Annotated in this window: 12 protein-coding genes; 7 read left to right on the plus strand and 5 right to left on the minus strand. The window is 68.1% G+C overall.

The genetic code is table 11. From position 1 onward, the window contains the following. Nucleotides 1-127: 127 nt before the first annotated feature. The 5 genes from ABD333_RS31730 to acs all read right to left on the minus strand — a co-directional run bounded on the left by ABD333_RS31730 (nt 128) and on the right by acs (nt 6,043). Nucleotides 128-496 carry a DUF309 domain-containing protein gene (locus tag ABD333_RS31730; protein WP_344546210.1) on the minus strand — a complete coding sequence of 123 codons (369 nt, stop codon included), beginning with the start codon at nt 494-496 and terminating at the stop codon, nt 128-130. A 149-nt stretch (nt 497-645) separates the two neighbouring features. Then, the gene (locus ABD333_RS31735; RefSeq protein ID WP_344546211.1) at nt 646-1,569 is read right to left on the minus strand and encodes an alpha/beta fold hydrolase; all 924 of its coding nucleotides are present in this window, start codon (nt 1,567-1,569) and stop codon (nt 646-648) included. 6 nt (nt 1,570-1,575) lie between these two features. Then, complete coding sequence (locus tag ABD333_RS31740; protein WP_344546212.1) at nt 1,576-2,031, minus strand: phage holin family protein; 456 nt, start codon at nt 2,029-2,031, stop codon at nt 1,576-1,578. A 408-nt stretch (nt 2,032-2,439) separates the two neighbouring features. Beyond that, nucleotides 2,440-3,681, minus strand: coding sequence for a Na+/H+ antiporter NhaA (nhaA, locus tag ABD333_RS31745; protein WP_344546213.1), 1,242 nt, complete (start codon nt 3,679-3,681; stop codon nt 2,440-2,442). A gap of 391 nt (nt 3,682-4,072) precedes the next feature. After that, complete coding sequence (gene acs, locus ABD333_RS31750) at nt 4,073-6,043, minus strand: acetate--CoA ligase (RefSeq protein ID WP_344546214.1); 1,971 nt, start codon at nt 6,041-6,043, stop codon at nt 4,073-4,075. A gap of 433 nt (nt 6,044-6,476) precedes the next feature. Between acs and ABD333_RS31755 the strand changes: the two genes are divergently transcribed. The 7 genes from ABD333_RS31755 (at nt 6,477) to ABD333_RS31785 (ending at nt 13,328) form a co-directional block, all read left to right on the plus strand. Next, the gene (locus tag ABD333_RS31755) at nt 6,477-7,268 is read left to right on the plus strand and encodes a Fic family protein (protein ID WP_344546215.1); all 792 of its coding nucleotides are present in this window, start codon (nt 6,477-6,479) and stop codon (nt 7,266-7,268) included. An 869-nt stretch (nt 7,269-8,137) separates the two neighbouring features. After that, nucleotides 8,138-9,217: a septum site-determining protein Ssd gene (gene ssd / locus ABD333_RS31760; RefSeq protein WP_344546216.1), complete on the plus strand. Its 1,080-nt coding sequence runs from the start codon at nt 8,138-8,140 to the stop codon at nt 9,215-9,217. Nucleotides 9,218-10,005: 788 nt separating this feature from the next. Beyond that, on the plus strand, nt 10,006-11,175 hold the full coding sequence (locus ABD333_RS31765) for a TadA family conjugal transfer-associated ATPase (RefSeq protein WP_344546217.1): 1,170 nt from the start codon (nt 10,006-10,008) through the stop codon (nt 11,173-11,175). A gap of 218 nt (nt 11,176-11,393) precedes the next feature. Further along, nucleotides 11,394-11,921, plus strand: coding sequence for a type II secretion system F family protein (locus ABD333_RS31770; protein WP_344546218.1), 528 nt, complete (start codon nt 11,394-11,396; stop codon nt 11,919-11,921). 299 nt (nt 11,922-12,220) lie between these two features. Next, entirely contained in the window at nt 12,221-12,661 is a 441-nt protein-coding gene (locus ABD333_RS31775; RefSeq protein WP_344546246.1) for a type II secretion system F family protein, read from the plus strand. Between the two features lie 119 nt (nt 12,662-12,780). Next, nucleotides 12,781-12,972, plus strand: coding sequence for a DUF4244 domain-containing protein (locus ABD333_RS31780; RefSeq protein WP_344546219.1), 192 nt, complete (start codon nt 12,781-12,783; stop codon nt 12,970-12,972). Next, nucleotides 12,969-13,328, plus strand: coding sequence for a TadE family type IV pilus minor pilin (locus ABD333_RS31785; protein WP_344546220.1), 360 nt, complete (start codon nt 12,969-12,971; stop codon nt 13,326-13,328). Before ABD333_RS31780 ends, ABD333_RS31785 begins: the two co-directional genes overlap by 4 nt. The last annotated feature ends 324 nt before the right edge of the window (nt 13,329-13,652 follow it).

Here is a 13,652-nt window from a genome sequence, read left to right on the forward strand (position 1 = left end):
TGCTCAGACTGATCCCAGCTGGTCTCGGCCAATGCCGGTTGGTCTTGGCTGAGGCCGGTTGGTCTGGCTGATGCCGGCTGGGGTTACGGCGGGTTCCGGTTCCGGTTGGTGTCGCGTTGCTTGCGGGTCAGGCGTGGGTGCGGGTGAGGCTCAGGCGGACCGGAGCTGTGACTGCTTCGGGACCGTCAGCCAGGGCGCGGGCGGTACGGATGATGCCGGGGACGTCGATTTCGTAGGGCGGCCGGGTGGTGTACGGCTCCAGGCGGTCGGCGGCTCGGGCCAGGAGGGCCTTGGCGCCGCGGGGGTTTCCGCGGCGGAGATGCGTGATGCCGACCGCGACCTGGGCGAGACCACGCCAAAGTTCGCGTTCGGGATCGGGAGCGGCCTTCCAGACGGCTTCGAGGACTTCGTGGGCGTGGAAGGGACGATCGGCGTCCAGAAGCCGCTGAGCCTCGTCCAGGGCCTCCCGCGGAGGAAGCTCCAGATCGTCGGGCATGGTCGGCTCTCCGGCCGCTCCATGGGGCAGTGGGCGGCCGTAGGCATCCCGTGGCCGTGCGTTCCGTGCCCTTCCCGACTCATCCCGGTCCCGCATGGAGACACCGTACGCCCCGTTCAACCCCGGCGGCATAGGCGCGGCCTGGGCGGTCAGTGGTCGGGTTCGGGGTCGTTCAGCCAGCCGAGGAGCCGGGTGTCGAACGAACGGGGGCGTTCCTGATGCGGAAAATGCCCCGTTCCCTCGATGAGCTTCCAGCGGTAGGGGGCGGCCACGTACCTGCCGGAGCCTTGGGCGCTGCTCGGCAACATGCAGGGGTCCAGCGCACCGTGGAGTTGCAGGGTGGGCACCTGGATGGGCGTGCGCATCTGGCGGGTGTAGCGGATCCCGTCTGGGCGAGGCTGCGAGCGGACCAACCACCGGTGGTATTCCAAGGCGCAGTGAGCCACGCCGGGAATCTGCACGGCCCGCCGTACGAGGCGTTCTGTGCGTTCGTCAGGCCATCCTGGCCTGGACCACTCATGCAGCAGGCGGCCTACGAGAGCGGCGTTGTCGCGTACGAGACGGCGTTCAGGCCACATGGGGAGTTGGAATCCGATCGTGTGCCGGGTTGCCCAGGCCTGCCCTCGGACATCCGTTCGAATAGCCTGCCGCAGGCGCAAGGGGTGAGGGGCGCTGACGACGGCTAGGCGCTGTACGACCTTGGGATGGTAGACAGCCATCGTCCACGCCAGCAGACCACCGACGCCATGGCCGATGACGATGGCGTTGGCCTCGCCAAGCGCGCGCACGAGACCCGCGGCGTCCCCGGCGAGGGTGACCAGGTCGTAGCCACGTGGAGGTTTGTCGCTGCCGCCGTAACCCCGCAGGTCTACGGCAACCGCCCGGTAGCCCGCGGCCGATAGGGACACCAACTGGTTGTGCCACGACCACCAGAACTCCGGGAAGCCATGGAGCAAGAGGACCAGCGGCCCCTCGCCCAGCTCCGCCAGGTGGAAGCGGGTACCGCCGGCGCTGACCGCCCGGTGGGTCCAGGGTCCCTCGATCTCGATGACCGATTCGTCGCGCGCGGCCATTCGACGTCAGTCCGTGAGGGCGGGAGTCTCCGAGCCTTCGCGGCCGAGCTCCCGATCATCGCCGCGCTTGCGCAGCATCGTCAGATCGTCCTTGAGGGTGCGGCGGGTGCGCTTGGCGCCGTCGATCTTCTTCATCCGCAGGTAGCCGATACCGATCAGGGCCACCGCCAGCACCGCGTACAGCGCCGCCACGATGAGGAACGCGGCCCAGTGCCAGATCCCGAGCGCGACCAGGCCGTACGCCAGTGCGATCGACAGCAGGATCACGATCATGCCGCCGCAGAGCCCGGCGATGGCGAACATCACACTGCCCAGGGCCGCCTTCTTGGCGTCGCCCTTGAGCTCCATCTTGGCCAGGTCCATCTCCGCCCTGACCAGATTGGAGACGTTGCTCGACGCCAGTGCGACAAGCTCGCCGAGGGACTTGTCCTCGATGCGCTCGCCCGGCAGTGCCTCGGTCATGTCGCTCTCTCCTTTCGGGCCCCGGTTGCGGGCCTCCGGTTGCGGGCCACCGTTCTCGCCGGGACCACCGGTCCTACCGGGGCCACCCGACGTGCGGGGGCGGCCACAGCCTGACAGCCGGGAGCCCCCGCGTGCCAGCCGGGGTCGCCCGCCCTGGCCGGAAGTCACCCCGCCCTGGCCGGAGTCACCCGCCCCTAGCCGGAGTAGCCCCGCCCTGGCCGGAGTCACCCGCCCCTAGCCGGAGTAGCCCCGCCCTGGCCGGAGTCATCCCGTCCCAAGCCGGAGTAGCCCCGTCCTGGCCGGGAGTCACCCGTCCCTGACCGAAGTCACCCCGTCCCAAGCCGGAGTCGCCCCGCCTGACAGGCGGAGTCTCCGCCTTGGCCGGACTCACCCGCCGCTAGCCGGGAGTCACCCGTCCTCGTCGAAGGCCTCCGCACGTGCCCGTTGCCGGACCCGGTGCCGGAAAACCAAGCTGGCGGCCACCGACGCGAGCAGGCTCGCGATCAGGACCGCTGTCGTCACTCTCTCGAATTGTGCCGGGTCGGGGTAGGCCAAACCGCCGATCAGCAGGGAAACGGTGAAGCCGACACCGGCCAGCAGCGCCACTCCCGCGAGTTCGCGCCACTGCAGCTCGTCCCCGAGCGTGGCGAGGCCGAGCCGTACGGCCGCCCACGCCCCGCCGAAAACCCCTACGAACTTACCGATCACCAGTCCGGCGATCACACCGAGGGCCACCCGATCGCCGAAGACGGCGCCCAGCGCGGAGCCGCTCAGCGCGACACCGGCCGACACGAACGCGAACACCGGCACGCAGAACCCGGCCGAAAACGGCCGAAGCACGTGGTCGGCCTGCTCGGCGTTGGTACGACGGTCGTCGGGCGTCTCGCGGCTGCTGGTGAGCATGCCGAGGGCCACTCCGGCGACGGTCGAGTGGACGCCGCTCCGCTGCATGAAGTACCAGGCCAGGATGGCGATCGGCACGTACGTCCAGGGCGAGCGGACGCCCTTCGCCTGCAGCGCCCCGTACACCGCGATCATCAGCACACTGGCCAGCAGCGACACGAACGCGAGCCGGTCGGTGTAGAAGATCGCGATGATCGTGATCGCGATGAGGTCGTCCACGACCGCGAGCGTCAGCAGGAACGCACGCAACGGCGCCGGGCACCGCGAGAACGTCACGGCTAGCACGGCCAGCGCGAACGCGATGTCGGTGGCCGTCGGAACGGCCCATCCGCGCGCCGCGCCGGGCGCGCCCGCGCTGACCGCCAGGAAGATCAGCGCAGGTACCGCCACGCCGGCGACCGCCGCGATCAACGGCAGCGCGGCGTCCCGCGGATCGCGCAACTCGCCGTGGGTGAGCTCCTCGCGCAACTCAAGCCCCGCGATGTAGAAGAAGACCGCCAAGAACCCGCCGGAGGCCCAGTGCTGCAGGTCCATGTGGTCGAGGCCGAGCCAGGACGGGTTGATCTCGTACGTCCGCAGGTCGTCGTAGAAACGCGACCACGGCGTGTTGGCCCAGACGAGGGCGACGACCGTGGCCGCCAGCATGATGATGCCGCCCACGGTCTCGGTACGGAGCGCTTCGGCCAGGTTGCGGCTGTACCGGGCGGTCGGCCGGAACGGCCATCGGGCAGCGACGCGGCGCGGCATAGGTCCCCCAGGAGGCGGCAGCGAACGTGACAACGAAGCCGCTCATCCCCACCGAGAACCTGGGATGGAACGACCCCTGCCGACCAGACTTCCCGGCACACCTGCCGAGGAGCCTACCCGCGTTGATCGTCAGTTACGCCCGCACGCCCTTGGCCTGCAAAGACAGCGCCCATGGACAAGACCGGAAGGAACCAGCGACGCCCCGGCCCCTGAACGCAGGGCACCAACGCAAGCTCGAAGCCCGAAGACCAACCCCTCTCCAAGAGGTGCCGGGCCTCGGGGCAGCAGGGCTCGGGGATGCGAAACCGGGCCTCTGGGGGTGTGTGAGGCCCGGTCTCTATGAGGCGTGGTTCAGTTTTTGGTAGGGCGAGAGCTGTCCTTGTTGGGGTGGTCAGTCATCGGACTTGGCGCTGGGGAGCTTCTCGGAGATGAGGTCCATCACCGTGCTGTCGGCCAGCGTGGTGACGTCGCCGATGCTGCGGTTCTCGGCGACGTCGCGGAGGAGCCGACGCATGATCTTGCCGGAACGGGTCTTGGGCAGCTCCGGAACGATCATGATCTGGCGGGGCTTGGCGATCGGGCCGAGCGTCTTGGAGACGTGGTCGCGCAGTTCCTTGATGAACTCCTCGCCCTCGACCTCCTCACCGGCGCTCCCGCGCGGGATCACGAACGCGACGATGGCCTGGCCGGTCACCGGGTCGGTGGCTCCCACGACGGCCGCCTCGGCCACCTTCGGATGCGAGACCAGGGCCGACTCGACCTCCGTGGTGGAGATGTTGTGCCCGGACACGAGCATGACGTCGTCCACTCGGCCGAGCAGCCAAAGGTCGCCGTCATCGTCCTTCTTGGCGCCGTCACCGGCGAAGTAGAGGCCCTCGAACCGCGACCAGTACGTCTTCACGTACCGCTCGTCGTCGCCCCAGATCGTGCGCAGCATCGACGGCCATGGCTCCTTGACCACCAGGAACCCGCCGCCGCCGTTCGGCACGCCCTGCGCCTGGTCGTCCACCACGTCCGCCACGATGCCCGGCAGCGGCTTCATGGCCGCGCCCGGCTTGCCGGCGGTCACGCCAGGCAGCGGGCTGATCATGACGGCGCCGGTCTCGGTCTGCCACCAGGTGTCGACGACCGGGGTCTTGCTCGCGCCGATGTGCTCGCGGTACCAGACGTACGCCTCGGGGTTGATCGGCTCGCCGACGCTGCCCAGGACGCGCAGGGACGACAGGTCGAACCGTGCGGGGATGTCGTCGCCCCACTTCATGAACGTGCGGATCGCGGTCGGCGCGGTGTAGAAGATCGAGACCTTGTACTTCTGGATGATCTCCCACCAGCGGCCGCGGTGCGGGGTGTCGGGAGTCCCCTCGTACATCACGCTGGTCGCGCCGTTGGCGAGCGGGCCGTACACGATGTAGGAGTGGCCGGTAACCCAGCCGATGTCAGCCGAGCACCAGTAGACGTCGGTCTCCGGCTTGAGGTCGAAGACGGCGTGGTGGGTGTAGGCGACCTGGGTCAGGTAGCCGCCGGTGGTGTGCAGGATGCCCTTGGGCTTACCCGTCGTACCGGACGTGTACAGGATGTAGAGCGGGTGCTCGGCGTCGTGTGGTTCGGCGGTGTGCTCATCGGACTGGCGGTCGACGATGTCGTGCCACCAGACGTCCCGTTCGTGCTCGGCTACCTCTTCGCCCGTTCGCCGTACGACCAGCACGTGCTCGACACAGTCGACCGCTGCGGCCGCCTCGTCCACGGTTGGCTTGAGAGCGGATGCCTTGCCGCGCCGGTAGCCACCGTCTGCCGTGATGACGATTTTGGCTTGGGCGTCCTCGATGCGGGTCTTGAGCGCGTCCGCGGAGAATCCGCCGAACACCACCGAGTGCGTGGCGCCGATACGCGCGCACGCGAGCATCGCGACCGGCAGCTCGGGAATCATCGGCATGTAGATGGCGACGCGGTCGCCCTTCCGCACGCCCAGCTCCAGCAGCGCGTTCGCGGCCTTGTTGACCTCACGCTGCAGGTCGGCGTAGGTCAGCGTACGGGTGTCGCCCTCAGGCTCGCCCTCCCAGTGGAACGCGACCTTGGCACCCTTGCCGGCCTCCACATGGCGGTCGACGCAGTTGTACGCGACGTTCAGCTCGCCGCCGACGAACCACTTGGCGAACGGGGGATTGTTCCAGTCCAGCACCGTGTCCCAGCGCTTGGCCCAGGTCAGCCGGTCGGCCTGCCGTTCCCAGAAGCCGAGCCGGTCCGCGGCCGCCTCGTCGTACGCGTCGGCCTTCACATTGGCGGCCTCGGCGAGCTCGGCGGGCGGGTCGAAGCGCCGCGTCTCCTGCAGCAGATTCGAAAGTGTCTCTTGACTCTGGCTCAACGCGTACTCCTTGCTAGCGAAAGAGGAAGGCGCCCGGTGAGCCCACTTCACCAGGGATAGGACCTGGGTCACAAGTCCTGCCCTGGCCGATGAACGTGACACGTCCAGCGCTTGTGGCTCCGCAAGGATGCTATGTGATGCCCGACACAGCCGGACCTGCGCGTTGACAGGTGCATTCACCAGCTCGCGCATGCACGTGCCAGCGGCACGTTCCCCTGCGTCCGTGCGTACGAGTGTCAGCGGCACGTCCCCCGCCTCTATGCGTGCGCGGGCCGACTCCGCGCGTACGCGGATCGGCTCCGTGCGTGCGCGGGTCAACTCCGCGCGTACGCGGATCGGCTCCGTGCGTGCGCGGATCGGCGCGCGGGCTGGCGCGCGGGGTCAGCCGGGGTGGCGGTGAGGACGATGCTTGGGACCGCATAAAGTCGGGCGCGTGACCGACGCTTTTGCCCAAGTAGCCGCGCTCCCAGGAGTGGACGCAGCAGTCACCGATGCCCGTAAGGCTGTAGACCGGCTGCTGGGCCACCGCATCCTGCGGCGTCGCAGTGCCGAAGTCTCCACTGAATCTGCGCTTCGAGGTGCCCGTGCCTCGGCGGCCCTGGAAGGCGTCCCGGTCACCTTGGACGACCTGCGGGGCGGGGACAGTCCTACCGATCCGGTGGTTCAGGGAGCGTTGCGGGTATCCGCCGAGCTGGGTTCTCTGGCGGAGACGTGGCGTCAGGCCCCTCGGCAGGTATTGGCGCGTCTCCACGTACTGACTGCTGCCGACGCTGTGGACGACGCCGACCTGGGCCGCCCACGGGGTGAGGGACAGGGAGTCAAGGACGTTCTGGATCTGGGCGAGCCGCCGTCTCCCGCCGAAGTGGCGAACCGCCTCGACATGCTCAGCGGCCTGCTGACCGGTCCTACGAAGGCACCGGCCATCGTCGTGGCGGCGGTCGTGCACGGAGAACTGCTTACCCTGCGCCCGTTCGGCTGGGGTGACGGAATCATCGCGCGCGCGGCGCAACGCCTGACCCTGGTAGCGCGCGGCCTCGATCCGAAGTCGCTGACCGCGCCAGAGGTCGGTCACGCGGAACTCGCCGACCAGTACGCCGATGCCGTCCGTGCCTATGCCACCGGGACGCCGGAAGGCGTCGCCACGTGGATTCGCCACTGCGCCGATGCCACGGCGGCCGCCGCACGCGACTCGCAGGCCATCTGCGAAGCCTTCATGAGGGGCTGACCGACCCGGACATAGCGAACGGCGCCCCAACTACAAGGGCGCCGCCGCCAGACACGTCACACCGGGTTACCAAGCGTGCACCTCATATTCGTCGGACGGGTCAAGCCCGCCTCGACGCGCCTCCCGCGGCTGGTCGCGCGTGGGTGCCCGGCTGCCGTGCTCGGACACTTGGTCCGTAGCACCCTGTCTACGCCTCATTCGCCCAGTTGACAAGCCCCTATTCGTAAAGGCGGCGACCCGAAGGAGTGAAGTGGCCGCGGAACGGCGAGGTGTGCCGAGATGCGTGCGGATGAGGAACGTGCCATTGTCGGGCAGTCCGCGGTCCCCTGAATCCGATCACACAGCGTGATCGGATTCTTTTTAGTCACTGATCTCGTACCTGTACGGAACGATCATTAGATCTGCTGTACGCTCCGACTTCCAGGCTGGGTGCTGACGGGCGGGAACGTCGACGGGGACGGGGCTACGTGCCGCTGCGGAGCCACCCGGCTCCGCCCGGTAGGGAACCTCCCAACCAGGAACAAAAAACGACACCCGTGGGCGACTTTGCCGCTCGACGTAAGTCTCGACGGTCGGGCAGCATATGTTGTATCTGCCTAGACTGGAGAAGGCGACTTTGCTTCTCCCATAGATCAAGCTGGCGTTCGGCTTAGTGTGAACCCACCCGAGGCTTTCTTGGGAAAACGGGCCGGCTCTACCCCCCCGGAGCCGGACCGTTGGGCGACCCCCGCTCTCCCCCCCGGCGGGGGTCGCCCTATACGTAGCTGCCCGTTCACGTGGCACACCGGTTATCCACAGGTCGGAGAAGTCCTTCCGATCAGTGGGTGCCGGAACGCATGGTGAGGGTCTCCCTGAAGCGAGGAGGCCCCATGACCAGTCCGGCAATGATCGTGTCGGCCGATCCGGCGACCGTCGACGACCTGCTGCGGCTCGCCGCGGCGGCGGCCGCCCCGATCGAAGTGGCACGCGACCTCGACCAAGCCCGGCCTGGCTGGCATGCCTCGTCGCTGGTCCTGGTCGGTGCCGACTTAGCGAAGTCCCTAGCGGCGACACCGTTCCAGCGCCGGGCCGACGTCGTCCTGGTAGCACCCGCCACGGATACCGAAGAGGTCTACAAGCTCGCCGTCCAGATCGGCGCGCAGGAGCTCGCTGAACTGCCACGCGACGAGGCATGGCTGATCGACGCGCTGGCCACCGCAGCGGAGCCGGTGAACGGCTGCGGCACGACAATCTGCCTGACGGGTTCGGTCGGCGGCGCTGGGGTCAGCGTCCTGTCGGCAGGACTGGGCCTGAGCGCCGCCCGCCAGGGCTTGCGCACGCTGCTCATCGACGGCGACCCGCTCGGCGGCGGCCTTGATCTGGTTCTCGGCCTAGAGCATCACGACGGCGCCCGCTGGCCCGACTTCGCCGATCGCCGCGGCAGGCTGAGCCCATCCACCCTCCGCGAGGCGCTGCCCGGCCTCGGTGACCTGTCCGTTCTCTCCTGGCAACGCAAGGAGCCGGTACGGGTCTCCGAAGAGGCGGTCCATTCCCTGATCGACGCGGCGGTCCGTGGCTACGACCTGGTAGTCGTCGATGTTCCGCGCTACGTCGGCGAGCTCGGCCGTACGGCCCTCCGCGCCGCCGACACGGCCTTCCTCCTCGTCCCCGCCGAGGTACGAGCCACGATGGCCGCCGAGGTCCTCACGTCCATGCTGCGCAGAGACACCACCGACCTACGCCTCATCGTCCGCGGCCCCGCCCCAGGCGGACTGACGACGAACGTGATGGCCGAAGCGCTCAACCTCCCCCTAGCAGGCATGCTCGAACGCGACCGCCGCCTGCCCGCTGCCCTGGACCAAGGCGATTTCGTACGGGCCACCCGCCGCGGCCCCCTATCCGAGTTCTGCGCCGGCCTCATCTACGACCTAGGCATCGAGCCGCAAGAAACAACCAAAGAGGCAGCATGACCACCACCCAAGACCCGCCACCCCATACCAACTCCAACCCACACCCCGCCCACACCCGCCTCCCAGCCACCGAGCACAACTACCCGCACCCCAACCGACACCCTGCAATCCCCCACCACTCACATTCCGCGCTCTCCAGCACTCGTAGCCACCCACCGATTCGAACCACGACAAACCACGCCCACTAGCAACATCTGTGTCTCCAGCCTCCACAGAACGCGCGACCAGACACACACCGAACAACCAGGCAGGGACTGCGGTCATGCGCGGACCACGCCATCACCGGAGTTACGGTCGCCGCCCGCAGCGATCTGATGGTCATGCGCGGACCGTGCCATCGCCGGAGGTTAGGTCGGGCAACCGGGCGGTGATCTGCGGTCATGCGCAGTCTGTGTTGTGACGGCAGAGCGCGCTCATGCGTGCGCCGGGCAAGCGGGCGGTGACCTGCGGTTAAGTGCAGTCCGTGTCTGACGCGGGAGTCGTGGCATGGGCAGCTGTGCCGGGGACGCGGTCGTGCGTAGACAGAGCAATCGAGCGAATACTCGCAGCCAAGTAATTCCTGGCGTCACCGGAAGGGGGCTAAGCACCGGGGCGGGTTGTGGCCGGGGTTGCGCGGACGGAACAAGCAGGCAGAGACCCGTAGCCATGCACTGGCGTGCGCTCATTATCGGCCTCTGCTAGAGGGCGAACGTGCAGCAGCTCTGCGTTCGCGGCCACTGCCAGACGTGCGCCTGCCCTGTGCTTGGTGCGTTTGCCCACTGCCCACGACGAGTGAGGAGTGTTAGGACGTGCGGAAGCTTTCAGATGCTGTCAGGGATCGGCTTGCGGATGCGGGGGGCGAGCCCACGGCTGGGCAGGTCGCGGCGGCCCTGCGTGCGGAGGAACGGCTGCTGGGCGATCGCGAGGTGCTGGCGCTATCGGATGAATTACGTGCGCAGTTCGTCGGTGCGGGTCCACTCGAACCCTTGCTGCGCGACCCCGAGGTCACCGACGTTCTTGTGAACGGGCCGGACGAGGTTTGGGTGGAAGCCGGGAAGGGGCTGGTTCGTACCTCGACACGTTTCTCGGACGAGGCCACGCTTCGTCGGCTCGCCCAGCGCCTCACGGCTGCGGCAGGACGACGACTTGATGACGCGACACCGTACGCGGATGCTCGTCTGCCGGGCGGTGTGCGCTTGCACGCCGTGCTGCCGCCGGTTTCTGCGAACGGCACCTGCCTGTCGCTGCGCCTACCGCGCCGACGAACCTTCACCTTGGACGAGTTGGTAGACGCAAGGGCCTTCCCACCCGAAGGCGCCAAACTACTGGCGGCTCTGATTGCTGCCCGAGTCGCGTTCCTCGTCACGGGAGGCACAGGCACCGGCAAGACCACACTCCTCAGCTGCCTACTCTCCAGAGTCGATCCAGGGGAACGCTTGCTCCTGGTCGAAGATTCGGCCGAACTGAGGCCCGACCACCCTCACGTCGTACGGCTGGAAGCGCGTCCGCCGAACGTCGAAGGGGCGGGAGGCGTCGCCTTGCACGAACTCGTCCGCCAAGCCCTCCGCATGCGTCCCGACAGGCTCGTCGTCGGAGAGGTACGAGGCGCCGAGGTCGTTCACCTCTTGAGCGCTCTCAACACCGGGCACGAAGGTGGTTGCGGAACCCTGCACGCTAACGCCGCCGCGGACGTACCGGCTCGGCTGGAAGCTCTCGGCTGCGCGGCAGGGCTGAGCCGCGAGGCCCTGCATAGTCAGCTAGCGGCTGCGCTTGACGTCGTCGTGCATCTCGTACGCGAGCCGGGCGGCGGACACCGTCGCCTAGCCGAAGTCTGCCTCTTCCACAGAGGCGAGGACGGCTTGGTCGGTGTTCTCCCGGCGGTGTCGTTCAACGCGCAAGGCGCTCTCCTGACGTCAGTCGGCGCGGCCGCGCTCGCCGCACGCCTTGACCACCGCTGGACACCCGAGGGGACGGCATGATCGGAGCGACCGAGGCAGCCGCATTCTGTGCGGCCGCCGCCATCTGGATCCTGACCGGTCCGTCTCCGGCGGCCCGCAGGCTCGGACTGGTCCGCAGCGTGCAGAATGCCTCTCGGGGCAGTCTGCCGAGTGCTCTCAAGTCTTGGGCAGCCGACATCAGAGCACGTCGACGACTAGAACACCTCCGGCGAACGAGTGTCATCGAGCTCTGTGACGGAATGGCCGCAGAACTCGCAGCAGGCCGTACTCCAGACGAGGCGTTCGCCGCATCCGCCGCTGTCCTGGATCGCAGAGTCGCGGCTGAGCTGCTTTCGGCTGACCCTGGCGTTAGCCCTGCGGCCCAAGAGCCGTCCACCATCGATCGACTGGACCAGCAGGCGGCAAGGCCAGGTGCGGAAGGCTTACGACTGCTGGCTGCCTGTTGGCGGATCGGTTCTGAACGCGGCGCCACTCTCGCGACGGTCCTTGACGGGCTGGCCTCCGCCTTGCGCGATGAGGAAGCACAACGTCAGGACGTTGCCGCTCAGCTGGCCGGCCCGCGAGCGACCGCGCGTTTGCTCGCAGGTCTTCCGCTCTTAGGTCTCGGAATGGCGGCTGCACTGGGCGCCAACCCTCTGGCGTTCCTCTTCGGAACTATTCCGGGCGCCTGCTGTCTCATCATCGGCGTCACACTCGACGCGATCGGTCTCTGGTGGACCCGGTGTCTGGCCAAGGCCGCGGAGGCACCCCGAGGGCACGCATGCTGATGTTCGCCGCAACGCTTTGCATGGCGGCCTGCGGCTTCCTTCTTCCACGTTCGCCCCGGCCGGCGTTCCGCAGACTCAACAGCCTGATCACGACGCCTCCGCCATCTCGCCTGAACGAGGCGACACCTCGCACCCGCGATCGACGAACACGCCGCGTCGCGGCCGTCCTGGCCGGCATCGTTAGCGCCCTAGCACTCGGCGGACCGGCCGGTCTCGTCGCCGGAATCCTCATCGCCATCGCTGTAGAGCGATCGTTCGGCCGTTCGGAACGAACGGAACGCCGCCGCAGATCGGCCAGGATGGTCGCGGACCTCCCCATCGCGGTCGACCTCCTAGCTGCATGTCTGCGCGGCGGCACTCCGTGGGGGGAAGCCGTAGAGGCTGTGGCAACGACCGTCGGCGGCCCCCTTGGCGAAGAGCTCCATAGCGTCGTGGTGCAGATCAGATTGGGAGTGGACCCAGCCGTCGCGTGGCTGGCCCTCGCCGACGAACCCGCGTTGGCGCCCTTGGCCCGTACCGCCGTTCGCGCCACCGGCAGCGGCACCGCACTGGCACCCTCCCTGGCACGACTGGCGAGTGACCAAAGACGGGTCGCCCGTACAGCCGCTAGTGCCCGAGCCAGAGCGGCGGGCGTACGTGCCGTCGCCCCTCTGGGCTTGTGCTTCTTGCCGGCATTCATGTTGCTGGGCGTGGTGCCCGCCATAGCCGGAATCGCCTCAACGATCCTCCTGCCGTGGTGACACCGGCAGGCGGGCCAAAAAGTTATCCACAGAACCACGTTCACCTGTTGGTCCGAAGCGCGTTGCCGCAGCCTGGAAGTGGGCGCGAACGGGCGTCCAGCCACAAGGAAGGAGCCCCAATGGGCGCGATACAGACAGCGGTGCGGCGGTGGCGGCGGGAGGCACGCGACCTGGGGATGTCGACGGCGGAGTACGCGGTCGGCACGGTGGCCGCGGCCGCATTCGCCGGGCTGCTGTTCAAGATCGTAACGAGCCCGGACGTCCGTGCGCTCCTGTTAGGAATCATCAAGCGGGCCCTGCAACTCGGATGACCGAGGACGACCGTGGATCGGTCACAGCGGAGATCGCAGTCGCCCTCCCCGGCCTGGTGCTCCTCACGGTGGCCGCCCTCTGGGGTGTCTCAGTCGCCTCGGTCCAGCTCGCGTGCACCGATGCCGCACGAAGCGGAGCACGTGCAGCCGCTCGCGGGGAATCCCTCCCGGCTGTACGTGAGGCCGTCGCCCGTGCGGTGCCACAAGGATCAACCATCGAGGTCTCCCGAGACGGCGACCAAACACGGGTCGCCGTAACCGTCCAGGTCCGAGCTCCAGCCCCCACTGGCTTGGCCCCCCTGAGAGTCCGTGCACAAGCCACTGCCGTAACCGAGCCTGGAGCCGCCACGCCCTGAACAAGCCCCACTAATCCCAAAAGGAGGCCACCACCCATGACCCACGATCAGCTGAATCACCACGCCAATCCCCACGACCCCGCCAGTAGCCCACCGCCCAACGAGCCCATAGGCCAAGACCCCACGCACCACCACCCTCAGGCCACGGCCTCAACAAATCGCCCTCAGGTCACGGCCCCAACAGGTCACCACCCCCAGGTCACGGCCTCAACGAGTCGTCACCCCAAGGCCGCCTTAGAGATCGCTGAGCCGTAGACCAAGCCCTCCGTGGGGCGCCAGTCCGCAAGCCAGGACCTCTACCGTCCGACGATCCGTAGGTATCGA

The organism is Actinomadura fulvescens, assembly GCF_039533225.1.
GTDB classification, from domain to species: domain Bacteria; phylum Actinomycetota; class Actinomycetes; order Streptosporangiales; family Streptosporangiaceae; genus Spirillospora; species Spirillospora fulvescens.

Bases quoted from the DNA above. Each gene is read 5' to 3' on its own strand.
- ABD333_RS31730 (WP_344546210.1), bottom strand. From the start codon at position 496: ATGCCCGACGATCTGGAGCTTCCTCCGCGGGAGGCCCTGGACGAGGCT.
- ABD333_RS31735 (WP_344546211.1), bottom strand. From the start codon at position 1,569: ATGGCCGCGCGCGACGAATCGGTCATCGAGATCGAGGGACCCTGGACC.
- ABD333_RS31740 (WP_344546212.1), bottom strand. From the start codon at position 2,031: ATGACCGAGGCACTGCCGGGCGAGCGCATCGAGGACAAGTCCCTCGGC.
- nhaA (WP_344546213.1), bottom strand. From the start codon at position 3,681: ATGCCGCGCCGCGTCGCTGCCCGATGGCCGTTCCGGCCGACCGCCCGG.
- ssd (WP_344546216.1), top strand. From the start codon at position 8,138: ATGACCAGTCCGGCAATGATCGTGTCGGCCGATCCGGCGACCGTCGAC.
- ABD333_RS31770 (WP_344546218.1), top strand. From the start codon at position 11,394: ATGGCCGCAGAACTCGCAGCAGGCCGTACTCCAGACGAGGCGTTCGCC.
- ABD333_RS31775 (WP_344546246.1), top strand. From the start codon at position 12,221: ATGGTCGCGGACCTCCCCATCGCGGTCGACCTCCTAGCTGCATGTCTG.
- ABD333_RS31780 (WP_344546219.1), top strand. From the start codon at position 12,781: ATGGGCGCGATACAGACAGCGGTGCGGCGGTGGCGGCGGGAGGCACGC.
- ABD333_RS31785 (WP_344546220.1), top strand. From the start codon at position 12,969: ATGACCGAGGACGACCGTGGATCGGTCACAGCGGAGATCGCAGTCGCC.